The organism is Pseudomonas sp. TWR3-1-1 (assembly GCF_049896545.1).
GTDB lineage: Bacteria > Pseudomonadota > Gammaproteobacteria > Pseudomonadales > Pseudomonadaceae > Aquipseudomonas > Aquipseudomonas weihenstephanensis.
Window position 1 is genome coordinate 221,771 of the sequence record NZ_JAFCUO010000003.1, and the last position, 23,637, is coordinate 245,407.

24 protein-coding genes and 1 pseudogene are annotated in these 23,637 nt (G+C 56.1%); 14 read left to right on the top strand and 11 right to left on the bottom strand.

Annotated elements, in window-relative coordinates; translation table 11 throughout:
• Positions 1–91: 91 nt before the first annotated feature.
• From ACP7A4_RS09660 to acs, 5 genes are all read right to left on the bottom strand, one after another.
• Complete coding sequence (locus ACP7A4_RS09660) at positions 92–856, bottom strand: ABC transporter ATP-binding protein (RefSeq protein WP_048363475.1); 765 nt, start codon at positions 854–856, stop codon at positions 92–94.
• Positions 857–907: 51 nt separating this feature from the next.
• Positions 908–1,606, bottom strand: a complete 699-nt coding sequence (locus ACP7A4_RS09665) for an ABC transporter permease (protein ID WP_426246566.1) — start codon at positions 1,604–1,606, stop codon at positions 908–910.
• Positions 1,603–2,292, bottom strand: coding sequence for an ABC transporter permease (locus ACP7A4_RS09670; protein WP_048363473.1), 690 nt, complete (start codon positions 2,290–2,292; stop codon positions 1,603–1,605). Before ACP7A4_RS09670 ends, ACP7A4_RS09665 begins: the two co-directional genes overlap by 4 nt.
• Before the next feature lie 90 nt (positions 2,293–2,382).
• Positions 2,383–3,168, bottom strand: a complete 786-nt coding sequence (locus tag ACP7A4_RS09675; RefSeq protein WP_059763213.1) for an ABC transporter substrate-binding protein — start codon at positions 3,166–3,168, stop codon at positions 2,383–2,385.
• 603 nt (positions 3,169–3,771) lie between these two features.
• Complete coding sequence (gene acs / locus ACP7A4_RS09680; RefSeq protein ID WP_048363471.1) at positions 3,772–5,727, bottom strand: acetate--CoA ligase; 1,956 nt, start codon at positions 5,725–5,727, stop codon at positions 3,772–3,774.
• A 419-nt stretch (positions 5,728–6,146) separates the two neighbouring features.
• Between acs and ACP7A4_RS09685 the strand changes: the two genes are divergently transcribed.
• The 5 genes from ACP7A4_RS09685 (at position 6,147) to ACP7A4_RS09705 (ending at position 10,625) form a co-directional block, all read left to right on the top strand.
• The gene (locus tag ACP7A4_RS09685; protein WP_203303270.1) at positions 6,147–6,410 is read left to right on the top strand and encodes a DUF2790 domain-containing protein; all 264 of its coding nucleotides are present in this window, start codon (positions 6,147–6,149) and stop codon (positions 6,408–6,410) included.
• 135 nt (positions 6,411–6,545) lie between these two features.
• Positions 6,546–6,764, top strand: coding sequence for a heme utilization protein (locus ACP7A4_RS09690; RefSeq protein ID WP_203303269.1), 219 nt, complete (start codon positions 6,546–6,548; stop codon positions 6,762–6,764).
• A gap of 496 nt (positions 6,765–7,260) precedes the next feature.
• Complete coding sequence (locus ACP7A4_RS09695; protein WP_048363468.1) at positions 7,261–8,511, top strand: ribonucleotide-diphosphate reductase subunit beta; 1,251 nt, start codon at positions 7,261–7,263, stop codon at positions 8,509–8,511.
• 249 nt (positions 8,512–8,760) lie between these two features.
• Positions 8,761–9,078 (top strand): helix-turn-helix domain-containing protein, encoded by a 318-nt coding sequence (locus tag ACP7A4_RS09700; protein WP_426246570.1) that lies wholly within the window; start codon positions 8,761–8,763, stop codon positions 9,076–9,078.
• Between the two features lie 470 nt (positions 9,079–9,548).
• Positions 9,549–10,625: a diguanylate cyclase gene (locus ACP7A4_RS09705; protein WP_426246572.1), complete on the top strand. Its 1,077-nt coding sequence runs from the start codon at positions 9,549–9,551 to the stop codon at positions 10,623–10,625.
• Between the two features lie 28 nt (positions 10,626–10,653).
• Here ACP7A4_RS09705 and ACP7A4_RS09710 read toward each other — a convergent pair whose 3' ends face one another.
• Positions 10,654–10,980: a DUF2025 family protein gene (locus ACP7A4_RS09710; protein WP_426246574.1), complete on the bottom strand. Its 327-nt coding sequence runs from the start codon at positions 10,978–10,980 to the stop codon at positions 10,654–10,656.
• Between the two features lie 231 nt (positions 10,981–11,211).
• Between ACP7A4_RS09710 and ACP7A4_RS09715 the strand changes: the two genes are divergently transcribed.
• The 5 genes from ACP7A4_RS09715 (at position 11,212) to ACP7A4_RS09735 (ending at position 15,667) form a co-directional block, all read left to right on the top strand.
• Entirely contained in the window at positions 11,212–12,339 is a 1,128-nt protein-coding gene (locus tag ACP7A4_RS09715) for a glycerophosphodiester phosphodiesterase (RefSeq protein ID WP_059764757.1), read from the top strand.
• Between the two features lie 104 nt (positions 12,340–12,443).
• Positions 12,444–12,749, top strand: coding sequence for a PepSY domain-containing protein (locus ACP7A4_RS09720; RefSeq protein ID WP_059764755.1), 306 nt, complete (start codon positions 12,444–12,446; stop codon positions 12,747–12,749).
• Positions 12,750–12,912: 163 nt separating this feature from the next.
• On the top strand, positions 12,913–14,106 hold the full coding sequence (locus ACP7A4_RS09725; RefSeq protein WP_426246577.1) for a GAF domain-containing sensor histidine kinase: 1,194 nt from the start codon (positions 12,913–12,915) through the stop codon (positions 14,104–14,106).
• A 150-nt stretch (positions 14,107–14,256) separates the two neighbouring features.
• The gene (gene mddA, locus ACP7A4_RS09730) at positions 14,257–15,048 is read left to right on the top strand and encodes a methanethiol S-methyltransferase (protein ID WP_059764751.1); all 792 of its coding nucleotides are present in this window, start codon (positions 14,257–14,259) and stop codon (positions 15,046–15,048) included.
• A 115-nt stretch (positions 15,049–15,163) separates the two neighbouring features.
• Positions 15,164–15,667, top strand: coding sequence for a GNAT family N-acetyltransferase (locus ACP7A4_RS09735; protein WP_426246580.1), 504 nt, complete (start codon positions 15,164–15,166; stop codon positions 15,665–15,667).
• Between the two features lie 6 nt (positions 15,668–15,673).
• Here the strand turns inward: ACP7A4_RS09735 and ACP7A4_RS09740 are convergent, their stop codons facing one another.
• Complete coding sequence (locus ACP7A4_RS09740; RefSeq protein WP_059764747.1) at positions 15,674–16,165, bottom strand: GyrI-like domain-containing protein; 492 nt, start codon at positions 16,163–16,165, stop codon at positions 15,674–15,676.
• A 197-nt stretch (positions 16,166–16,362) separates the two neighbouring features.
• On the opposite strand from ACP7A4_RS09740, the gene alaC reads away from it, so the two are divergent.
• Positions 16,363–17,571, top strand: coding sequence for an alanine transaminase (gene alaC, locus ACP7A4_RS09745; protein ID WP_048363459.1), 1,209 nt, complete (start codon positions 16,363–16,365; stop codon positions 17,569–17,571).
• Between the two features lie 55 nt (positions 17,572–17,626).
• Here alaC and ACP7A4_RS09750 read toward each other — a convergent pair whose 3' ends face one another.
• The gene (locus tag ACP7A4_RS09750; RefSeq protein ID WP_059764745.1) at positions 17,627–18,979 is read right to left on the bottom strand and encodes a GntP family permease; all 1,353 of its coding nucleotides are present in this window, start codon (positions 18,977–18,979) and stop codon (positions 17,627–17,629) included.
• 85 nt (positions 18,980–19,064) lie between these two features.
• The gene (locus ACP7A4_RS09755) at positions 19,065–19,598 is read right to left on the bottom strand and encodes a gluconokinase (protein ID WP_048363457.1); all 534 of its coding nucleotides are present in this window, start codon (positions 19,596–19,598) and stop codon (positions 19,065–19,067) included.
• Positions 19,599–19,824: 226 nt separating this feature from the next.
• Here ACP7A4_RS09755 and ACP7A4_RS09760 point away from each other — a divergent pair, with 226 nt between their 5' ends.
• Positions 19,825–20,856 (top strand): LacI family DNA-binding transcriptional regulator, encoded by a 1,032-nt coding sequence (locus ACP7A4_RS09760; protein ID WP_059764744.1) that lies wholly within the window; start codon positions 19,825–19,827, stop codon positions 20,854–20,856.
• A 153-nt stretch (positions 20,857–21,009) separates the two neighbouring features.
• The gene (locus tag ACP7A4_RS09765) at positions 21,010–21,510 is read left to right on the top strand and encodes a hypothetical protein (protein WP_426246585.1); all 501 of its coding nucleotides are present in this window, start codon (positions 21,010–21,012) and stop codon (positions 21,508–21,510) included.
• Positions 21,511–21,596: 86 nt separating this feature from the next.
• Here the strand turns inward: ACP7A4_RS09765 and ACP7A4_RS09770 are convergent, their stop codons facing one another.
• Both ACP7A4_RS09770 and ACP7A4_RS09775 read right to left on the bottom strand, forming a co-directional pair.
• Positions 21,597–22,169: a methyl-accepting chemotaxis protein gene (locus ACP7A4_RS09770; protein ID WP_420877438.1), complete on the bottom strand. Its 573-nt coding sequence runs from the start codon at positions 22,167–22,169 to the stop codon at positions 21,597–21,599.
• A pseudogene (locus ACP7A4_RS09775) lies at positions 22,146–22,916 on the bottom strand (PAS domain-containing protein); the annotation flags it as partial. The pseudogene ACP7A4_RS09775 and the gene ACP7A4_RS09770, both read right to left, overlap by 24 nt.
• A gap of 291 nt (positions 22,917–23,207) precedes the next feature.
• On the opposite strand from ACP7A4_RS09775, the gene ACP7A4_RS09780 reads away from it, so the two are divergent.
• Positions 23,208–23,618 (top strand): GNAT family N-acetyltransferase, encoded by a 411-nt coding sequence (locus ACP7A4_RS09780; protein ID WP_048363453.1) that lies wholly within the window; start codon positions 23,208–23,210, stop codon positions 23,616–23,618.
• The last annotated feature ends 19 nt before the right edge of the window (positions 23,619–23,637 follow it).

Sequence of the window (23,637 nt, forward strand, 5' to 3'; positions counted from 1 at the left end):
ACCAATTGCGCCAGATACTCAGCCTAGGCCAGCTGCGCAGGGTGCGGAGCATGACCTATTTTGGTGCACAACGGCAGTCTTGAAATCGCAGTTACTTCAGGCTACCTGACAAGAATTGCTGCAACCGCTCGCATTTCGGATTGACCAGCACTTCGCGCGGGTCACCGCTTTCTTCCACGATGCCTTTATGCAAAAACACCAGTTGGTTGGACACTTCACGGGCAAAGCCCATTTCGTGAGTCACCACCACCATGGTCCGACCTTCAAGAGCCAGGTCTTGCATCACTTTAAGGACATCGCCAACCAGCTCAGGATCGAGGGCCGAGGTAGGTTCATCAAACAGCATGACCTCCGGCTCCATCGCCAACGCCCGGGCAATCGCCACACGCTGCTGCTCGCCGCCAGACATGTGGCCCGGGTAAGCATCCTTGCGGTGCGACACACCCACCTGATTCAAGTAATGCTCGGCTTTTTCCCGCGCATCGGCCTTGGACATACCCAGCACATGCACGGGGGCTTCCATGATGTTTTCCAGCGCGGTCATGTGCGACCACAGGTTGAAATGCTGGAACACCATCGACAGGCGCGAACGCATGCGCTGCAACTGCTTGGGATCTGCGGCCTTGAGCGCGCCATCTTTGTTGGCGATCAATTTCAGCTCTTCGCCATTGAGCAGGATTTTGCCTGCATGCGGTTGTTCAAGCAGGTTGATGCAGCGCAAAAAGGTACTTTTACCAGAGCCACTGGAACCGATGATGCTGATTACGTCGCCTGCTTTAGCGGCCAAAGAAACGCCTTTGAGCACTTCGTGACTGCCATAGCGTTTATGCAGGTCTTGGACTTCAAGTTTGTACATGCTGTCGGTTCTCACGAAAACAGGGGATCAGTCGTTGAGCACACCGCTCAATCATGCCTTGCGCGGGGCCATATAGCCCAGCCAGCGGCGTTCAGCCAATTTAAACAGGCGCACCAAAATGAAGGTCAGGCACAGGTAGAAAACACCGGCCGTGATGTAAGCCTCAAACGGCAAGTAATACTGGGCGTTCACGGTACGTGCTGCGCCCGTGATGTCGATCAGGGTCACGATGGATGCCAGACTGGTGGTCTGCAACATCATGATCACTTCATTGCTGTACTGCGGCAGCGCACGGCGCATGGCCGAGGGCAGCAGAATGCGGCGGTACATCTTGGCGCGTGACATGCCCATCGCTTTGGCAGCTTCAATTTCGCCATGGGGCGTGGCCTTGAGGCTACCGGCAATGATTTCGGCAGTGTAGGCGCTGGTGTTGATGGCAAACGCCAGACAGGCGCAGAAGGTCGCACTGGACAGCAGCGGCCACAGGAAGCTCTCGCGCACCGCCTCGAATTGAGCCAGGCCGTAGTAGATCAAAAACAGTTGGACCAGCATCGGCGTGCCACGGATCACGTAAGTGAACATCCACGCCGGGAAGTTGACCAGCGCCGATTTTGAAACCCGCATCAGCCCCAACGGCACCGCTGCCAGCAGACCGAAAAACAGCGAAATACCCAGCAGTTTCAAGGTTTCGAGCAGGCCATCGAGGTACAGCGGCATGCTGTCCCAAATCACGTTGTAGTCGAAGATCATAGATCAGCCGCCCTTACGCCTACCGAGTAGCGCTTCTCAAGTTGTCGCAACGCCAACAGCGAAACACTGGTCAACACCAGGTACATCGCGGCCACCGCCAGGAAGAAGGTGAAAGGCTCGCGGGTGGCATCTGCCGCCTGCTTGGCCTTGAACATCATGTCTTGCAGGCCGACCACCGAAATCAGGGCCGTGGCTTTGGTCAAGACCAGCCAGTTATTGGTAAAGCCTGGAATCGCCAAGCGAATCATCTGCGGCACCAACACCCGAAAAAACACCTGAAAGCTGCTCATGCCATACGCCATGCCAGCTTCGGCCTGCCCCTTGGGAATGGCCATAAAGGCACCCCGAAAGGTCTCGGACAGGTACGCACCAAAGATGAAGCCCAAGGTGCCGATACCAGCCGCCAACGGGTTCAAATCAATGTAATCGTCGTAGCCCAACATGGGCGCGACGCGGTTCAGCAAATCCTGGCCGCCGTAGAAAATCAGCAGAATCAGCACCAGATCGGGAATTCCGCGAATGACCGTGGAGTACAAATCGCCCAGCCAGGCCAACCAGCGCACCGGCGACAGGCGCAAAGAAACACCAATCAGACCTAGAACAATGGCCAGGGCCATGGACGACAAGGCGAGCTGAAGCGTCAGCCAAGCGCCATCGAGGATGACAGCCCCGTAGCCTTTCAACATGATTCAGGTCCTCAAAATTTGAATGAAAAAATGGCGCAAACTTCAGAAATTCTGTTGCTTGCGCCATTCAGGACAGAGTGCTGCGATGACTTACTTGGCGTCTGCGCCGTAAATATCGAAGTCGAAGTATTTGTCCTGGATTTGCTTGTATTTGCCGTTGGCACGAATCGCCGCAATCGCTGCGTTGATCTGATCCAGATGTTCCTTGTCGCCTTTACGCACGGCGATACCGATGCCGTCACCAAAGTATTTGGCGTCAGTGAACTGCGGACCTACAAACGCGTAGCCCTTGCCCGCAGGGGTTTTCAGGAAGCCGTCTTGCAACAGCGTCGCGTCCGCCACGGTGCCATCAAGGCGACCGGCTTCTACGTCGAGGTAGATTTCGTTCTGCGAGCCGTAAGGAACAATGGTGGCCCCTTTAGGCGCCAGCACTTCCTTGGCAAAACGGTCGTGAATCGAACCGCGCTGCACGCCAATTTTCTTGCCCTTGAGTTCATCAAGGCTGTCGCTGACAACGGCGCCTTCCTTCATCACCAGACGCGCTGGAGTCAGGTAATAACGGGTGGTGAAATCGACAGATTTTTTGCGGTCGTCAGTGATGGACATCGAGGACAGGATGGCGTCGATCTTGCGCACTTTAAGCGCCGGGATCAGGCCATCGAATTCCTGCTCAACCCACGTGCACTTGACCTGCATCTGCTCGCACAGTGCGTTACCGATGTCGTAGTCAAAACCAACGATGCTGCCATCCGGTGCCTTGGAGGCGAACGGAGGGTAAGCCGCTTCGATACCAATTTTCAGAGGTTTTTGATCAGCGAAAGCCTGCATGGACAGCACAGACAGCGCCAGGGCGCCAAGAAGCACGAGTTTCTTCATCTTAGGACTCCATCGGTAAAGGGCAATAAATGCAGAATGAGCGTAAGCCCAATATGCGGAGGTTAAACCGGGAATGCGGCGCCACGTGCTACTGGCGTTGCACTGGGGTCAGCACAACAACGACGAGCGAGTGATCGGCATTCTAACGACAGGCTTCACGCCGTTATTTCTTCAATGCGACAACAAATTACAGATGCACTGAGAAATGCGACCCGAGGCATTGACAGCCCTTCAAATTAATGCAAGAGCAATTGATATAGAACCTATATGAGTTGCAAATAGCGGGCCTATTATTCGCAAAGCCTTCTATTCCGGCAAGTGTAGCGTTTCATCTTATTTTTCAGCCCCCATAACAAGGCTCTAAAACAGTGCTGTACGTGGCGCAAGGCCCCGTTTTCGCGCACCCGGTTACACATGCGGTAACACCTCACCTGCGCCCCTCAAACGCCAGCCAGGCAGCGCGCGCGCAAAACCGGTGGCCGTTGACGAGTCATATGAGGCGCCCCCACAACACATCAGCGCGCCTGAGGATTGTGCTTGGCCGATCAATAAAAACCCCCGCCAGGCAATGCCGGGCGGGGGTTTGCTCAAGCAAACGGCGCCTTACGCGACCTTCATGCCTTTATGGGTATCAATCAAATGCTGCACGACACCTGGATCTGCCAACGTCGAGATATCGCCCAGCCCGTCATATTCCCCCGTCGCAATCTTGCGCAAGATCCGACGCATGATTTTACCCGAGCGGGTTTTGGGCAGGCCGGGTGCCCACTGAATGACATCGGGCGAGGCGATGGGGCCGATTTCCTTACGCACCCAGTTTTTCAACTCCAGGCGCAACGCCTCACTCGGTTCTTCGCCGCCATTCAACGTGACGTAGACATAAATGCCCTGCCCTTTGATGTCGTGCGGCACGCCTACAACCGCCGCTTCTGCAACTTTAGGGTGGGCGACCATGGCGCTTTCAATCTCGGCCGTGCCCATCCGGTGCCCCGAGACGTTAAGCACGTCATCGACCCGCCCGGTGATCCAGTAGTAACCGTCTTCGTCGCGGCGCGCACCGTCACCGGTGAAGTACATGCCACGGAAGGTCTTGAAGTAGGTATCGACAAAGCGGTCGTGATCGCCATACAACGTGCGCGCCTGACCCGGCCACGAATCAAGAATGACCAGGTTTCCTTCGGCGGCCCCTTCGATCAGGTTGCCCAGGTTATCCACCAGCGCGGGCACTACACCAAAAAATGGACGCGCTGCCGAACCCGGCTTGAGGGCGTGAGCACCCGGCAGCGGGCTCATCATGCAAGCGCCGGTTTCGGTCTGCCACCAGGTATCGACAATCGGGCAACGCTCCTTGCCCACCGTCTTGTAGTACCAGCTCCAGGCTTCCGGGTTAATCGGCTCACCCACCGAACCCAACAGGCGCAAGCTGGAACCGTCTGCATCTTTAACCGCCGCCTGCCCCTCGGCCATCATGGCGCGAATGGCGGTTGGCGCGGTGTAGAGGATGTTGACCTTGTGCTTGTCGATGATTTTCGACACACGGGTGATGTCCGGGTAATTGGGCACGCCCTCGAACAACACCGTGGTCGCGCCGTTCGCCAGCGGTCCATAAACGATGTAGGTGTGGCCCGTGACCCAGCCCACGTCCGCCGTGCACCAGTAGACTTCACCCGGGCGGTAATCAAAGACACGTTCGTGGGTCAGCGCGGCATAGAGCAGGTAGCCACCCGTGGTGTGCTGCACGCCTTTGGGCTTACCCGTGGAGCCGGAGGTATAAAGGATGAACAAGGCTTCTTCGGCGCCCATTTCTTTGGGCGCGCAGTGCGTCGAGGCTACCGCCATCAGGTCGTGGTACCAAATGTCACGATGCTTGTACCAGGCAATGTCACCTCCGGTGCGTTTGAAGACGATGATTTTCTGAACGCTTGAGGTATCCGGGTTGGTCAGCGCGACATCGACATTGGCCTTGAGCGCCGTGCGCTTGCCGCCACGTACGCCTTCGTCGGCCGTGATCACCACTTTGGATTTGCAGTCGATGATGCGCCCGGCCAGCGCCTCCGGCGAGAAGCCACCGAACACCACGGAGTGAATCGCGCCGATGCGGGTACACGCCAGCATGGCGACTACCGCCTCGGGAACCATCGGCATATAGATGGTGACGACGTCACCCCGGTGCACGTCTTGACCGCGCAAAGCGTTGGCCAGCTTGCACACTTCTTCGTGCAGTTCGCGGTAAGTAATGTTGCGCTGCTCAGAAGGGTCGTCACCTTCCCAGATGATCGCGACCTGGTCACCGCGCTCGGCAAGATGGCGATCCAGACAGTTGTAGGACACGTTAAGGGTGCCGTCGGCAAACCATTTGATGTCGACGTGGTGGTCGTCGAAGGAGGTTTGCTTGACGGTGGTAAAAGGCTTGATCCAGTCGAGACGCTGAGCTTGCTCGCGCCAGAAACCATCGGGGTTGACGACGGATTGCTGGTACATCGCCTTGTAGGTCGCCTCGTCTGTCAGCGTCGTGGCTGCGACATCGGGGCGTACGGGATACAGGGAAGCAGCACTCATGTTTCACACCTCAATTATTTTTGTAGTTGTTGTTTTATGACCCTGTTTTAGCCGGGCTACCGTACGACTTCCATTCGACGTTGGTAGTAAGAAACGCGTAGAAAAAACACAGCTTTTGTATTGAAGGCTCAAGCACAGTGCTTACAGGGCTTGGCAACCCAGGACGACACGCTCAAAAACACCTGACACGGCTTGTTTTCTACGATTGTTGCAAAATCTGTCAACAGTCTTTATCAAAAGTCCCCCTATATGCCCGTCCGGCGCAGGCATAAAATTCACCTCGCCAACCAAGGCACTGCGATTAACGCAAGTGACAGCCCCCACGAAGGCAAGTTTAGTCGCACTTAACTGATGAAGTTTCACACGTGGCCTCATAAGGGCTACGTGACCCCACTCGACCGAAAACAGGTAAAACTGAAATGAAAGCGTTGTTAGTTCTGGCCCTCAGCAGTGTGTGTTTAACCGCCATGGCGGATGAAGTCAGCACCCCTGTTTCCAGCCAGTCACCGCCCGTTGAACACTATTCTTATTCTTCCGAGCTGGACATTGCCAAAGTTATCTCCATGAGCGAAGTGCCCAGCGTGTGCGAAGTTGTACCGGCACAAATGGTTTATGAAGACTCCCACGGCATGCAACACACCCTCGAATACCGCGTGATGGGTAATGGTTGCTCCAACGGCTAACGTGCCGTTGTTAAATGCTTAAAGTGCCCTCTTTTATGGCGTGTATATCCCGACTTGAACTTATAACTTTCGATGCACAGTCGTGTGTATTGAACTGTTCACGCCCCGCGAATAACACCTTCAGGACAGACGTTAATGAAACGCTCACTGATATTGGCTTTTAGTCTATCGGTATTGGCCAGCGCAGCTTTTGCGGCCGACGGTTACGACCGCACGCACGCGGCCACTTTTGCCGAAGACGGCTACGACAACACTCGCTCAGCCTCTTTTGCCGAAGACGGTTATGACAACACTCGCTCAGCCTCTTTTGCTGAGGACGGCTATGACCGCACCAACGGCCACCGTTTGGGCTGATGCCCCCTGTGACTTAACGCCCGGTTTCGGCCGGGCTTAGTCCACCCCAGACACCCCCCGCCTCCTTCTGCACCGCAGGTCACTCGACCGCTTAGCCATGCTGCAAAATAAATCCTCGCAGACAAACCCGCGCCCCGCCTAACCCAAGCGCAAGTCCAGGCCAAATTTAGGGCATTTCGTCGCATCGTCCGAAAAAAAACTGGCTGAAATACCCGGTACAAAACCCGTATACTGCGGCCGTCAAACGGGCTTGATATATCCCCTCTCTGGGCTATAAACCCACGCTGCTCCGGCTCCTCGGCCAGGTTGAGATGCACAAACCACTGCATCCCCTCAGCGACAGCGGGCCAACCCTACGAATACATTCATGTTTTTGCGTGCGCTTACCGCTGCTGCAAGCAACATTCCTTAGATCCAAGCGGCCTATGGCTGTGAAACAACCTGACCATAAGCGTTGTTACACGGGCATTGGCCCTCACGCAGGAGACGACACGTCATGCTGAGCTGGGACGAATTCGACAAAGAAGATGAAGGCGAAGCCGCCGTCAAAGGCGCCAACGCAGGCCACGCAACCGAAGCCAACATGGACCGGCTAGACACCGCCGGTGGCGTTGCAGCTCAGGAAGCGCGTGCCGTCACGGCCAACGACTCCGAAGCCATCAAGCGCGCCAAGGCCGCGCTGGACAACCTCGACATCGCAGAAGGCCTGGCCGAACTCGAAGGCGCCAGCGCCCGCGTCGCGGTTGACGAAAAGATGATGATCAACTGCCGCGCCGACCTTAACCAGCTCGTACCGTTCAAGTACGACTGGGCGTGGCAGAAGTACCTGGACGGTTGCGCAAACCACTGGATGCCGCAAGAAGTCAACATGACTGCCGACATCGCCCTCTGGAAAAACCCCGAAGGCCTGACCGACGACGAGCGCCGCATCGTCATGCGCAACCTGGGCTTCTTCTCCACCGCCGACTCCCTGGTTGCCAACAACCTGGTACTGGCCGTGTACCGCCTGATCACCAACCCCGAGTGCCGCCAGTACATCCTGCGCCAGGCTTTCGAAGAGGCGATCCACACCCACGCGTACCAGTACTGCATCGAATCGCTGGCCATGGATGAAGGCGAGATCTTCAACATGTACCACGAGATCCCGTCGGTCGCTAAAAAGGCCACGTGGGGCTTGAAGTACACCCGTTCGATCTCCGATCCGAAGTTCGAAACCGGCACTGTTGAAACCGACAAAGAACTGCTGCGCAACCTGATCGCTTATTACTGCGTGCTTGAAGGCATCTTCTTCTACTGCGGCTTCACCCAGATCCTGTCGATGGGCCGCCGCAACAAGATGACTGGCGTTGCCGAGCAGTTCCAGTACATCCTGCGCGACGAATCCATGCACCTGAACTTCGGCATCGATGTGATCAACCAGATCAAAATCGAAAACCCGCACTTGTGGGATGCCGACATGAAGGAAGAAGCGTCGCAGATGATCCTGCAAGGCACTCAGCTGGAAATCGAATACGCGCGTGACACCATGCCGCGCGGCGTATTGGGCATGAACGCGGCGATGATGGAGGATTACCTCAAGTTCATCGCTAACCGCCGTCTGTCGCAGATCGGCCTGAAAGAAGAGTACCCGGGCACCACTAACCCATTCCCATGGATGAGCGAAATCATGGACTTGAAGAAAGAGAAGAACTTCTTCGAGACACGGGTCATTGAGTACCAAACGGGCGGCGCACTGAGCTGGGATTGATTCCAGAGGTGATGATTCGCTAATCAAAAAGGCTGCCTGCGGGCGGCCTTTTTGTTGGCCAGCTTTTTTTGCGCAGCGTTTATATCGAAATTTTCGACGTATCACCTCTGCGCTAGGCAGCTGAATGGGTGGGCTGGGAGCGCTGCTGCACGAAGGCACAGATCAAAAAAATGGATTTGATCGCCCTTGAAAACAACTGTATAAAAACACAGTATTTTTTAAGCGACGAATCAACCACGGAGAATCCTCATGCCCAAATCAGCGATGCGCAGTACGCTTGAGCAAGTCATCATTCATCAATTCACCCCGGCCCACTGCACACAAGCCCGTCAAATGCTGGGCTGGAGCTTTGATCAACTCAGCCACGCCTCCAAGGTTTCAGTACCTGCCATTCAACGCTTTGAAGCGGGCGAGCCGATCAGGGATGTAACCCTGCTAGCGCTTGCGCACCGGCTCGAAGCTGAAGGCCTGGTGTTATTTCCGGGGTTTGCCCCCAGCAGAGGCGGGAACATTCGCGGCACAACACCGGACCCTGTAGGTCGCGAAGATTTCGCCATGATCGAATGAGTGTCAGCCTTTCTCAGCGCACCCGCTCAATACGCCTTGCATCAAACTTCAAACACCGCCCCATGTGAGACCGCATCAGGTTAAACGTCCCGCCCCTCTGTGGCGTTGTGATGAGCACGCTGTTGTGCTCGGCCAACGCCACAATGCGATCAAACGGCTCCAGCCGGCCATCGAAGGCCAGCTCTAAAGCGCCATCACCAAACGTGATAATTACGGCCGTTTTAAGAGCGATAGAAGGTCAATCGTCATTTTCCAGTCACGAAATCAAAACAGCGGCGCATTAGCGACTCCAACCCCCTCTGTTGATGGGTGCCCAGCAGCTACGCTTGAGCACAATGGCTGCAAATGCTTAAATTTTTGCTGAATATTACACACGTCATAATCGACAATGCCCGCTGAATAAAACAACACACGGCCGTGCCTCAAAACCCGCAGGCATGCACCGAACCCTTCCTTTAATGCAGACCCTTATGGACAATCAACGCGGCAAAGGCCTGTCATTCGCCAGACGTATCTACGTGCCGCGCACCGTGGGCCTGGGAATTGGTTGTTTCAGCGTCATGGCGGCTCTCTACCCGCTCGATATGCCCCTCTGGATCTGGGGGCTGTTGCTGTTCAATGGTTTTGTCTGGCCGCACGTGGCCCTCAAAATATCGACCCGCTCGGCTTATCCATTCCAGACCGAACGTCGCAACATGCTCATCGACTCGCTTTTCGGTGGTTTTTGGGCTGCCAGCTTTCAGTTCAACCCGCTGCCCACCGTGACGATTCTGTCGATGATGACCATGAATAATGTCGCCGCGGGCGGGCAAAAGATGCTGCTTCGCGGAGCGTTGGCACAAATAGCCGGTGTGCTGATCGCGTGGACGTTACTGGGCATCGACTTCACCCCGCACACAACGCCTCTGCAAATCTACGCCTGCTTGCCCATGCTGGCGCTCTACCCATTCGCAGTGGGCATGGTGTGCTATCGACTGGCCATCAAACTGGCAGAACACAAACGCACACTGCGCGCGTTAAGCCGCACTGACAGCCTGACGGGCCTGCTCAACCACGGATCATGGAAAGACCTGCTGCAACTAAGCTTCCACCAGTGTCAGCAAACAGGCGCAACAGCAACCTTGGCACTGATTGATATCGACCACTTCAAACGTATCAATGACACCTACGGCCATATCGTGGGCGACAGCGTACTGCGCAAACTCAGCAAACAGCTTAAAGACAACCTGCGCGCTGAAGACTTGGCCGGACGTTATGGCGGCGATGAGTTTTGTGTGATTGTGCCCAATCGCTCCCTGGAGCAAACGCAAGACATCATGGAACGCCTGCGTCAGGTCTTTAGCCAAGTGCTGGATGGCGATGAACCCGGCTTGCAGGTCAGCCTCAGCATCGGGCTGGCCTCGTACCGCCCCGACTTCGATGATGCTTCACAGTGGCTTAACGAAGCGGACAAGGCGCTGTACATCGCGAAAAATACCGGGCGCAACAAAATCAGCGTTGCCGCGGCCGACCTGCTTCCAGGCTCGGCCTTAAGTAACCCCGGCTAAGACACCCGAACGTCATGCATAAGGCGTCTTAGCTGTTGACGCAACGTCGGACGGCGCAGATTTCGGGCAACTCCCCGCGATTCATGTAAACGCGCAAAGGCTCGGTGATGTTCAAACGGTCATCGATATTTTGATCCAGCAATAACTGAATCAACGCCCGTTTAAGGGTCATGGTGTCGCCATCGCTTGCCTGCCAGACAAACTCGCACGTGGGCGTGATGTTGTCGTCGGCGACGTCCATTCCGAAAGAATCTTCACTGAAGCGGACAATGTGCTGGCCTGTCTTACGATTGAAACCAACAAAGCCGTTAAGTAGATCAGCGGCCTGACAGATGAGTTCTGAAGTGATGCGCATGGTAAACCCCACTAACGAGCCGGCAAGGCTCAAAGGACGATGGTTTACACACAAGGTTGAAGGCTGTTCCCTCTGCTGGGGACGCTCTAGAGCGCAAGAATACTGCGCCCAGGCCTAAAAAGCGCAGCAAATTAAACACGACGCACGTTTATGTCGGGTTCTCGATAGCCGCAATGGCTGACAGTTGTTAAAAAGACGTCCTTATTTTTCTGATCGAAAGGAATTCATCCCATGCCTGATATTTTTGGCAAAAGCGCCCTGCTCCTCAGCTTGCTACTGAGCACGAGTGGCGCACATGCCGCCAGCGCGTCGGACTCCGCACAAACGGTTCTGGCCAATGCTCATGGCATCCCGCACCCGGCGGTGATCGCCCACCGCGGTGCCTCTTTCGATGCCCCTGAATCAACAGCTGCGTCTTACACTCTGGCTCGCGACCTGGGCGCTGATTATCTGGAAATGGACTTGCAGCGCAGTAAAGACGGCGTGCTGTTTGCCTTGCATGACAACAGCCTGCTGCGCACCACAGACGTGGCTAAAAAATTCCCGGCGCGCAAAGACAGCCCGGCCAACGCCTTCACTATGGCGGAATTGAAAACCCTGGATGCCGGCAGCTGGTTCAATGAAGCGTACCCACAGCGCGCACGTCCTTCCTACAAAGGGCTGCAAATCCTCACGCTGGACGAAATCATTGATATCGCCCAAGCCAGCCCGCAGCACAAACCGGGCCTGTACATTGAAACCAAAGAGCCCAAGCAATTCCCGGGGCTTGAGCACGACCTGAAAAACAACCTGAGCAAACGTGGCTGGCTGCAACCTGCCACCGTCACCACTGGCGAACCGCAAGTAGGCCAGGGCAAAGGCCGAGTCGTGCTGCAAACCTTTGAAAAAAGCAGCCTGGAACTGCTGCAAAAAGAAATGCCCGACACACCTAAAATCCTCCTGCTGTGGGTCGGCGAAGGCGGCATGACCCCCAACAGCCAAGTGAGCTTCGCCGATTCGGGCGAGAAGGACAAAGCCGCTTACTACGCCAAACAGCAACCCAAAGACCACGCCGAGTTCCTGCAATGGCTGGACTTTGCCAAAGCCCACGGCGCAATGGGTACAGGGCCGTCAGCCGCACTGACACACGGCGGCGACCAAAGTTACTTCGACCTCGTGCAGCCCTGGATGAACAAGGCCACTCACGACAAAGGCATGCTGGTGCACGTATACACCATCGACGAGCCGGTGGACTTCACGAAAGTCATGGCGGCCGGGGTAGACGGCATCTTCACCAACCGCGCCTCTGAACTACTCAAGTACTATCAGCGCCCTGCACCTTTCACCGTCAATCAGCTCCTGGAAAAGAACGGCTACTGAGCGATTACACGTCTGTTTAAGCGTAAGGCCGAAAATTAAGCGTGAATTAAGTTGTAATGGTTAATCTGGCCCCACTTAAACAGCTCACCCCAGAGGAATTAATCATGAAAGCACTTAACGTATTGTTCGCTGCCACTGCTTTGACACTGACTGCCGGTCTGGCTCAAGCCGATGTTCGCCCGGACCATATTCAAGGCTTGCTGAACTCGGGTGAAATCACCTCGTTTGAAAAGCTCAACCAAGCGGCCCTGGACAAACATCCCGGCGCCACAATTCAAGACACTGAGCTGGATCACAAACTGGGCAAACTGGTTTATGAAGTTGAGCTGACCGATGCCAAAGGTGTTCAGTGGGATGTAGAGCTGGATGCTAAAACTGGCGCAGTATTGCAAGACAAACAAGACACCTGAGTTGTAACGCACCTCTAAAAGCCGCGCCCTTTATCAGACAGGGCGCGGCTTTTTTGTGCGTGCTACCGGTCTGGGGAATTCAACAATTTGTATACGGTTATGTACCACGCAGAGGGGTTCTCGCTAGAATTGCACCCATACCGACCACCCGAGACCCCGATCCATGACGCAAGGCGTAGAAACTGACATCGCGACGATCAATCGCATCAGTGCAGTTCCAGCTATTTTGCAAGTCATCAGCGAAATGACCGGGATGCGTTTTGCCGCAGTCGCGCGCGTCACGCCCACCAGTTGGACAGCGTGCGCAGTGCTGGACAATTTGGGGTTTGGACTCAAGCCAGGCGGCGAGCTGGATCTGGTCAGCACCTTGTGCTTTGAAACCTTGGGCTCGCATCAGCCGATCATCATCGACAACGTGAGTGAAGACCCGCTCTACCACGACCATCACACGCCAAAAATCTATCATTTCGAAAGCTACATCACGATCCCGGTGTTTCGCACCGACGGCAGTTTTTTCGGCACTATTTGTGCGCTCGACCCCGAGCCGGCCCAACTCAAAAGCAGCACCATCCAAACCACGATGGAGTCCTTTGCCCGCTTGCTGTCGCTGCAACTGGACGCCGAAGAAAACTTGCAACGCACTGAAACCGCCTTACTGCTGGAACGTGAAACCGCCGAGCTGCGCGAACAATTCATTGCCGTATTGGGCCACGACCTGCGTAACCCGCTGTTCGCCATCACCACCGCCTCGCAGCGGTTATTGCGTAAACACCCCAACCCGGACACTGAAACGCTGGTGCAGCACATATTCAGCTGTGGGCAGCGCGCTTCGCGACTGGTCGAAGACGTGCTGGACTTTGCTCGCGGGCGTTTGGGCGCCGGTATTCCGCTGACGCGGCACGCCGCCTGCGATCTGGACAAGGTGTTCACGCATGTGATCAGCGAAGTCCAACATGTACACCCCGAGCGCGTGATCAATGCGCAGATAGGGGTAATAAACGACGTCTATTGCGACAGCGGGCGGCTTGCGCAGCTGCTCTCCAACCTGCTCGCCAATGCCATTGCCCACGGTGCAAAAACCGGCGCGGTTGACGTCCAGGTGCAAGTGATCGAACAGGTATTCAGCCTCACCGTCACCAACCAGGGCCAAGCCATCCCTCTTAAGGTGCAGGCTCAGCTGTTCCAGCCCTACTCACGGCCCGCCAATGACACGCCGCAAGCCGGACTGGGGCTGGGTCTCTACATTGCCAGCCAGATTGCCAAGTCCCACGGCGGCAACATTGAAGTGGCCTCGTGCGAACAGCACGGCACCGTGTTTACCTTTCGCATGCCCATGCCCCAAGAGCATCAGATCTGACGCCAAACGTCGTCTCTCTCACCTCCTGATGTATGAAGCACGACATTTTTTCGAACTGACCATCGGCAATGGCCGCTCACTCTTTGTGGGCTAATGTGAGTATTGAAAGCGCTAACATTGCGACTTTGCCATGTTCGAAAGGAGTCGATCATGCACACCAAAACGCACCTTAAACCTGCCACTACCCGCCTGCCCGGCAAACTCGCCTGTTTGGCGTACAGCGTGCTTTGTTACCTCTTCTTTTTGCTGGTGTTTGCGTACCTCATAGGCTTTGTCGGCACTATCGGCGTTCCCAAAGGGATTGATACAGGCATCAGCCCGCTGCCTTGGGCGTGGGCTGCGTTCGTCGATGTGCTGCTCATTAGCCTGTTTGCCGTGCAACACAGCGGCATGGCGCGCAGGTCTTTCAAGGCGTGGCTGCTCAATTACGTGCCAGCGCCGATTGAACGCGCCACGTATGTCCTCTTGAGCAGCCTCGTGTTGGTACTGATGTTCTGGCTATGGCAGCCCATTGGCACCACCGTCTGGAATGTTGAGTCGCCCATCGGCCGAACAGCGCTGACAGGGGTGTATTGGCTGGGATGGGGAATGATTTTGCTGGCTACTTTCCTGATCAGCCACTTTGAATTATTCGGCCTCAAACAAGCGCTGGAACCTATCAGACCGGGCAAACCGGGCAACCACTCATTCAGAACCCCGCTGCTCTATAGATTCGTACGCCACCCCATGTACCTCGGGTTTCTGCTGGCCTTCTGGGCAACCCCGCACATGACTGTCGGGCATTTGGTGTTCGCACTGATGAGCACGCTGTACATCATCATCGGCACGCAGTTTGAAGAGAAGGATTTGGTCGCAGTGTTTGGTGACCACTACCGCCATTACCAAAAACGGGTCGGCATGCTGGTGCCTTTTATCGGACGCAAAAAAGAACCGCGCAAATGAGCACGCGAAAACGATGTATTTGACGCAAGGATGAGTAGAAACTGGCGCACTGCTTCAGGGTTGCAGGCACAGATTGCCTGCGAACCCTCCGATCGCGCCACGACAGACACTCCACATGCTCTATCGCCTTTGTACTTATCACGACCTGACGCCTGGCCAAAACCGGCAACTGCGTGACCTTCAGGTTCATCCTGAGCAGATCGCCTTTTGTGGCGACATTGAGTCGGCACTCTATTCCCTGCCCGCTCAACCAGTTGCCGGGGTAAAAGGCTTCGTCATGCTCAGCGATGAAGTGCCCGTGGCATTTTTGCTGCTAAAGCGTGAGCCGCTGTTGGCACACTGGGCTGAACCTCAAAGCGCCACATTGCATGCCTTGCAGGTCGACAAGCGCGTTCAGGGCCAAGGCGTAGGCAAGCAGTGCTTGCAGTTGCTCGCGCAACAACTCAACGAGCACTGGCCTGACATTCATCAAATCATGCTCTCGGTCAGCCCCTTCAACGCCTCTGCCCTGGCGTTTTACCTGAGCCAGGGCTGGGTTGAGAGTGGCGAAGCGTATCGAGGCGAACGCCGCTTGATACGGTCGTTGGCGTGCTCACAGCCCGCGCGACACGCCTGCTGAGTCACCCTACCGCGGCTTTTTAATCGGCAACCAAATCTCCAGCACACCTGTGCCGGTGCCTGGATTAAAGTCGGCGCTGTAGCGCTCGAACTCCGGAGCATCGGCCGCACTGTAGCCTGAGGCTGGCAGCCACTGCTGCCAAATGGCTTGAAAGGTTTGGCTCAAACTGGCCAGCGCGCCACGATGTTCAAAAATCGCGTACTCCTGAGGTTGCAGCTCCACCCAGCGAAAACGCTCGGGCAAGTCGTCCAGCTTGCTGATGGCCACCCCGGCGATATATTCGAAACCACCCTGACCATCCGGGTTGCAACACACACCGTAGGTTTCTTCACCCTCCTGGTTCGCGATACCGCCCATGTCGCGGATAAACCGTTCCCACAGTTCAGGGATGTTGCCTGAGGTGTCCTGGTTAAAACGGCCGCCTAAACCTGCGATCAATTGAAATTGACCCTTGGCAAAACGGGGTGCTGTCAGGGTGAAAGTCTGTGCTTCGTTCATGGCGCGTGCTCGTCAAGTCAGTAGGCAACGTCGCGATGCAGTATAGGAACAAATACAAAACCAGCCTGTTTTGCCCAAAAATAGCGACTAACTGTAACTGGACACACCGCCCTCATCGCCCGTATTGTTTCGCCCAGACCACCGCAGTGGTCAACGTCGCTCGGACGGTTCCGGGCGCTTACGTTCCAGAGGCATACATGGCAGACCAAGGTTCGCCGCGCCGCTTTGCGCGCATAGATCGACTCCCCCCTTATGTTTTCAACATCACCGCCGAGCTGAAAATGGCCGCGCGGCGTCGTGGCGAAGACATCATCGACTTCAGCATGGGCAACCCTGACGGCCCGACACCCCCGCATATTGTCGAAAAACTGTGCACCGTCGCACAGCGTGAAGACACCCACGGCTACTCCACTTCACGCGGTATCCCGCGCCTGCGGCGGGCAATTTCTCGTTGGTACGCTGATCGCTACAACGTCGAAATCGACCCCGAAGAAGAAGCCATCGTTACCATCGGCTCCAAAGAAGGCTTGGCGCACTTGATGCTCGCCACCCTGGATCAGGGCGACACGGTGCTGGTGCCCAACCCCAGCTACCCGATTCATATCTACGGTGCCGTGATTGCCGGTGCTCAAGTACGCTCAGTGCCGTTGATTCCCGGCGTGGACTTTTTTGCAGAACTGGAAAAAGCCATCCGCGGGTCAATTCCCAAGCCAAAAATGATGATTTTGGGCTTTCCGTCCAATCCGACGGCGCAATGCGTTGAGCTGGATTTCTTCGAGCGCGTGGTGGCGCTGGCCAAACAGTACGACGTGCTGGTGGTACACGATTTGGCATACGCCGACATCGTCTACGACGGCTGGAAAGCGCCTTCGATCATGCAAGTGCCGGGGGCCAAAGACATCGCCGTGGAGTTTTTCACCCTGTCCAAAAGCTACAACATGGCTGGCTGGCGCATTGGCTTTATGGTGGGCAATCCCGAATTGGTCAACGCGCTGGCACGGATCAAGAGCTACCACGACTACGGCACCTTCACGCCCCTGCAAGTGGCGGCCATTGCCGCTCTTGAAGGCGATCAGCAGTGCGTAAAAGACATTGCAGAGCAGTACCGTCAACGCCGTAACGTCTTGGTCAAAGGCTTGCATGAACTGGGCTGGATGGTCGAGAACCCGAAGGCTTCGATGTATGTGTGGGCGAAAATCCCTGAAGCGTACGCCCACTTGGGGTCGCTGGAATTTGCCAAAAAACTGCTGGCCGACGCCAAAGTCTGTGTGTCACCGGGCGTTGGCTTTGGTGAATACGGCGACGACCATGTGCGCTTTGCCCTGATCGAAAATCAGGACCGTATCCGACAGGCCCTGCGCGGCATTCGCGCGATGTTCCGCGCAGATGGCTTGAACGCCAGTTAAAACACCTCATCCATCGGTGGGGGCGAGTTAGCTCACGCCCACCGATGGATGTGGTTTAGACCACCAACGACAGCAGCAAGATAAAGATCAAACCGACGACCGACAGGATGGTTTCCATCGCAGTCCAGGTTTTGAACGTTTCGGCCACGGTCATGTTGAAGTACTGCTTGACCAGCCAGAAACCGGCGTCGTTGACGTGGGACAGGATCAACGAACCCGCACCGGTCGCCAGCACCAGCAACTCGCGATTCACGCCCGGAATCAAGTCCACCACCGGCAACACAATCCCCGCCCCGGTAATCGTTGCAACGGTCGCAGAACCGGTGGCGATACGAATCACTGCCGCCACCAGCCACGCCAACAGAATCGGCGAAATCTGCGCGTTGACCGCCATATGCCCGATCACGTCACCCACACCACTGGCCACCAGCATTTGCTTGAAGCCACCACCGGCACCGATGATCAGAATGATCGCCGCCGTAGGCGCCAGGCTGGCGTCGAGCAGTTTAAGGATGCGTTTGGAGTCGATGCCCTGACGCGTACCAAAGGTGTACAGCGACAACAACAGCGCCAACAACAGGGCGGTGATCGGGTGACCGATCATGTCCATCCAGCCGCGGAAGAAGTTGCCATCCGGCAGCGCCACATCGGCAAAGGTCTTGAGCAGCATCAGGAACACCGGCAACAGCACAGTGGCCAAGGTGATGCCAAAACTCGGCAAACTGCTGGATTCCGGCTCACTGGCCAGTTGGTCTACCAGCTCCTGCGACGGGTTGCCGGGGATGTATTTGGAGATAAAGGTGCCGTAAATCGGCCCTGCAATAATCGCTGTCGGCAGCGCCACGATCAGACCATACAGAATGGTTTTGCCAATATCGGCACCAAACACGCCAATCGCCAGCAGCGGGCCAGGATGCGGCGGCACCAGACCGTGAACGGCGGACAAACCGGCCAGTAACGGAATGCCGATTTTAATCAGCGACACACCTGTGCGACGCGCCACGATGAACACCAGCGGGATCAGCAACACAAAACCGATCTCGAAAAACAGCGGGATGCCCACCAGGAACGCCGCGAACATCATCGCCCACTGCACGCGTTCTTTACCGAATGCCCGAATCAACGTGCGGGCAATTTGATCTGCACCGCCGGAGTCGGCCATCATTTTGCCAAGCATGGTGCCCAGCGCCAGGATGATGCCGACAAAGCCCAACACCCCCCCAAAACCGTCCTGAAACGATTTGATGATCTTGTCAGTCGGCATGCCCGAGGTCAGCCCCAGGAAAGCCGAGGCAATGATCAGTGCGATAAACGGATGCAACTTGAAACGGGTGATCAGCACGATCAGCCCGATGATGGTCACCACTGCGTCAATCAGCAGAAAGGTATTTTGCGACATGCCTAGCATGGGGCGTCTCCTGGCTTGTTTTTGTTATGACATGCGAATGTGCAGCCGAGGCTGGTGCGGATAGCGCTATCTGTTTCAAGAAAAATCATGAGGTTGCCAGCAAAGAATGAGCGTGCCACCAATCGCGGGCCTGGTTGGCCAACTGCTGGATGTCATGGGTTGCCGCATCGAGCGTCAGCACCAACGCTTCCGCTTCGGGTGATTCAAGGGCCGCGAACTGGCTGTCGATCAGCGTTTTAGGCATAAAGTGCCCTGGACGATGCGCCACACGGTCAGCGGCCACCTCAGGCGTTAACTCAAGAAACACGAAGCCTAGACCGTCGACCGCACTGCGCAAGCGCTCGCGATAGCGCAACTTGAGGGCTGAGCAGGTCAATACCGGTCGTTGACCCCGCTCAACGGCAAGCCGCAATTCGTTAGCCAGGCTGTCTAACCAGCCAGCACGGTCGTCATCGGTCAGGGGAATACCGGCGCTCATCTTGGCGATATTAGCCGCGGGGTGAAACGCGTCGCCCTCAATCGGGGTCGCGCCATTAAGCTGGCACAACGCCTGGCTCACGCTGGATTTGCCGCAGCCGGCAACACCCATGATGACCAGGGCAGTGATAGGTTGACTCATGAAACACCTCAGTCCGTAGACAGCGCTGTCTTTGTCGATGCGTACACTCGGTGAAAGCAAAGCACAAAGCCGGAGCTACCGACGTCTATTTCTCATTTTTGTGGGGAGACGCGGTGACGCTCTCGACATACAAAGCTGGGGTAATCGCAGTCCCGACAATCAGGCAATTGCGGGTCTCCGTGGACAGCGCTACCTTAGTGGCTTGTTTTTTGTTTGGCAAGCCGCGATGACCTCCTTCAAAAACGATAAAAATACCCGTACCACGGGGCGTCCAACCCTTAACGAAGTGGCCCGATTGGCGGGCGTCAGCCCTATTACGGCCTCTCGCGCCTTGCGCGGTATCAGTAGCGTGGCCACCGAACTGGCCGAAAAAGTGCGCCAGGCCGCTACTGATTTGAACTACGTGGTCAACCCTGCTGCTCGTGCACTGGCGTCTGCGCAGAGCCATTCGGTGGTGGTGCTGGTGCCCTCACTGTCCAACTTGCTGTTTATTGACACCCTGGAAGCCATCCACGCCGTTTTGCGGCCCAAGGGCTTTGAAGTGTTGATCGGTAACTTTCACTACTCGCGCGATGAGGAAGAAGACCTGCTGCGCAACTACATGGCCTACCAGCCACGCGGCTTGTTACTGACCGGGTTTGATCGCTCCGAAAGTTCGCGCCTTATGATCGAGTCCAGCAATGTGCCCTGCGTGTACATGATGGAGCTGGACGCCGGTGCCGGCTTGAACTGTGTGGGTTTCTCCCAGCTACAGGCGGGCGAAACCGCTGCCCATCATTTGATTGGCAGCGGGCGCAAGCACTTGGCCTATATAGGCGCACAACTCGACCAGCGCACCTTGTTACGCGGCGAAGGTTATCGCCGCGCACTGCAAGAAAAGGGCTTGTACAACCCCGACCTGGAAGTGCTGACGCCGCGTCCCTCGTCTGTGGGCCTGGGTGGTGAGTTGTTTTTGCAATTAATCGCCGCTCACCCGCAGGTGGACGCGATTTTCTTTGGCAACGACGACCTGGCTCACGGCGCCTTGCTGGAAGCGGCGCGCTTCGGCATCAAGATCCCCGAGCAAATTGCCATATTGGGGTTCAACGACCTGCCCTCCTCCGAGTTCATGGTGCCGCGCCTGAGCAGCATTCGTACGCCGCGAGAAGCAATTGGACGTCGCGCCGCTGAGCAAATGCTGACACTCATGGCCGGCAATCAAGTCGCCAATCCCGTACAAGACATGGGTTTTGAACTGATGGTGCGCGAAAGCAGTTAAAGCTGCCTTTGGCCACAAAGCGGCAGGCGGGCGGCAAGGGTTGTCCGCCTGACGCGGCCTTCAAACCGGAAAACCCAATAAAACGGGGTGCTGCACGCTGGGCACAGTATTTGCTCATGAGTTGCCTATCAATGATTTGAACAGGGCCAACTCATGCTGATTACTACGCAAAACACTCCATCTATCTTCAAAGCCCAGCGCCCGGATCTTGATCCGGTTACCGGCGCCGCCAGCGCGCTGTACAGCGGGCAATTGCAAAACGCTCAGCCCCTGACCAACCTTCAAGCCACGCCCGCCTCGGCCGCAGGCAACGCTCAAGCGGATAACGTGAATGCGGCGTTCGCCAAAACCCGCGTACTGCTGCAATCCAGCGTGCCTGAAGCCGCTGCCGTGCAAAGCACTGGCACCCAAAACACCCAGGCCACGGCCCAGGGTTCTGCAACTGAAGCGTTCAAGGACTACATGAGCAAGCCGGTTGCGCAGCGGATTCGTGAGCAATTGCTGAAAGAGATGGGCTTGACCGAAGACGACGTAAAAGCCATGCCGCCAGAGAAACAGCAGGCGATCAACGACAAAATCAGCGATTTGATGCAACAGAAAGAAGCGATCAAGCAGGCTGAAATTGCCCAGCAGAAACAGCAAAGCCAGCTGTAAACCCCACCGGTAGTCGCTGGCGCACGTTACAAACGGCTAATCCTGCAAGGCCATCGCAGCCTGCGCCAGCGACTACACGGTGAGACTCAGTGCAACTGCAACGTGGAGTTGAACTGGCTGATGGCATCGACCACATGCCGGGAACCTTGCTGGATCTCCAAAATAGCCTCGCCCGCTTCATTCGCCAGTTCAACCCCAAGCCCGGTTCGGCTCAAGCTCGACTGCATGCTGTTCACGGCACTGAGTGACAGGTCGTGGTTTTTGCGCACCACCTCGACGATTTCTATCGTGGCGGCACTGGTGCGGGCAGCCAGGCTTCTGACCTCATCGGCGACCACGGCAAAACCGCGCCCATGCTCCCCTGCCCTGGCGGCTTCAATAGCCGCATTCAAGGCCAGCAAGTTGGTCTGATCGGCAATCCCGCGAATGGTTTGGACGATTTTGCCAATGATGTCCGACTGTTTACTCACCGCATCAATGCTCTGCGCAGCCTCGTTCAAGTCCCTGGAGATGGCCTCGATGATCTGCACGGTTTGTTGAACCACCTGCGAACCTTTCTGCGCACAGGCATCGTTTTGCACTGACGTGGTGTGGGCTGACTCCGCGGCTGTTTGCAGATTGGTCACTTGGGCGGTGATGTCACTGGCAAACTTCACCACTTTGTAGAGGCGGCCCTTGGCATCGAAGATCGGGTTGTAGGACGCCTCCAGAAAAACCGTATGCCCGTATTTGTCCACCCGCTCAAAACGCCGGGAGTGCACTTCGCCACGATTGAGTGACGCCCAGAACGCTTTATAGGCGGCTGACTCACGCTCGCTGGGTTTGCAAAACATACTGTGGTGCTGGCCAACAATTTCGCCCAACGAATAATGCATCGTGTTGAGGAAGTTCTGGTTAGCGTTAATCACGTGCCCGTCCGGCGAAAACTCGATCAAGGCCATAGAGCGGCTCAAGGCATTCACGATGCTTTCGTTTTCATGCTCTTTGTGGATGCGCTCGGTGATATCTGACGCCACTTTGATCACGCTGGTGACCTGCCGGTCCGCACCAACGATTGGCATGTAACTGGCTTCAAGCCACACCTCACGACCCGATTTATCGAGACGCAGGTAAGTACCGCTCATGGGTTCCCCGCGCGCAAGGTCACGCCAGAACTGGGCGTATTCTGCGGTTCGGGTGTAAGGCTCTTCACAAAACAGCCGGTGATGTTTGCCACGGATCTCGTCCGCGGGATAACCCATCACCCGGCAAAAGTTGTCGTTGGCTTCGAGGATGGTGCCATCGGGGGCAAATTCAATAATGGCCATCGATCGACTGATGGCCAATACCTTGGCCTTCATATCGCTCAGAGAACAACTCAGGCGTTGATTTTCAAGCAGGTCGGCTTTGCGATGTAAATCAAACATGGCTCAATCCCTGGAGATGCTGTCTATTGATAATTCATACGCTTCAAGACACAACAAACCGCCTGCGCTTTTAGCCCGTGACGCGAGAGCCGTACGCAACCCCGGGATTGAAGCAATGAATGTTCAAGCCCCGTAAATACGGAGCATAGCCAGTCAACATTAGGCTGCAAGCCAATTGCCATCAGAATGCGACGGAACGCCCACTCTGAAGAAAGTTCGCACTTGGACGATGCGTCACATGCGTGGGTGCTTTGGTTATACTGCGCCGCCTTCAACCCATGACGCTTGACCATGACCGCAATTACTTATGCCCCGCTTGAAGCCCCTCAGTGGCCCTTGCTGAACAAGTTTTACCGCAGCCACCAATCGTCGATGAAAGCCGTCAAAGACGCTCAATTATGGGTCGCCCGTGGAGATGAGATCATTGCCGGCTTGTGCCTGCGCACCCAGGCGCATGGCTTTTGGTTGACGGGTTTATTCGTCGCACCGCTGTCGCGTAAACAAGGGGTGGCAGCTGCGCTGGTGAACCGGGCGGTCACAGCCTGCGACGGGCCTGTGTGGTTATTCTGCGACCCTGAGCTGCAAGGTTTTTATGAAGGGCTGGGATTTACGCTGGAGGCCGAGTTGCCGCAGGCATTGCACGAGCGGTTGGTTCGCTACCAGCGCAACAAGGCAATGATCGCGCTGGGGATTGGCCTGTAGTCGCTGTTGAGTCGCGCGA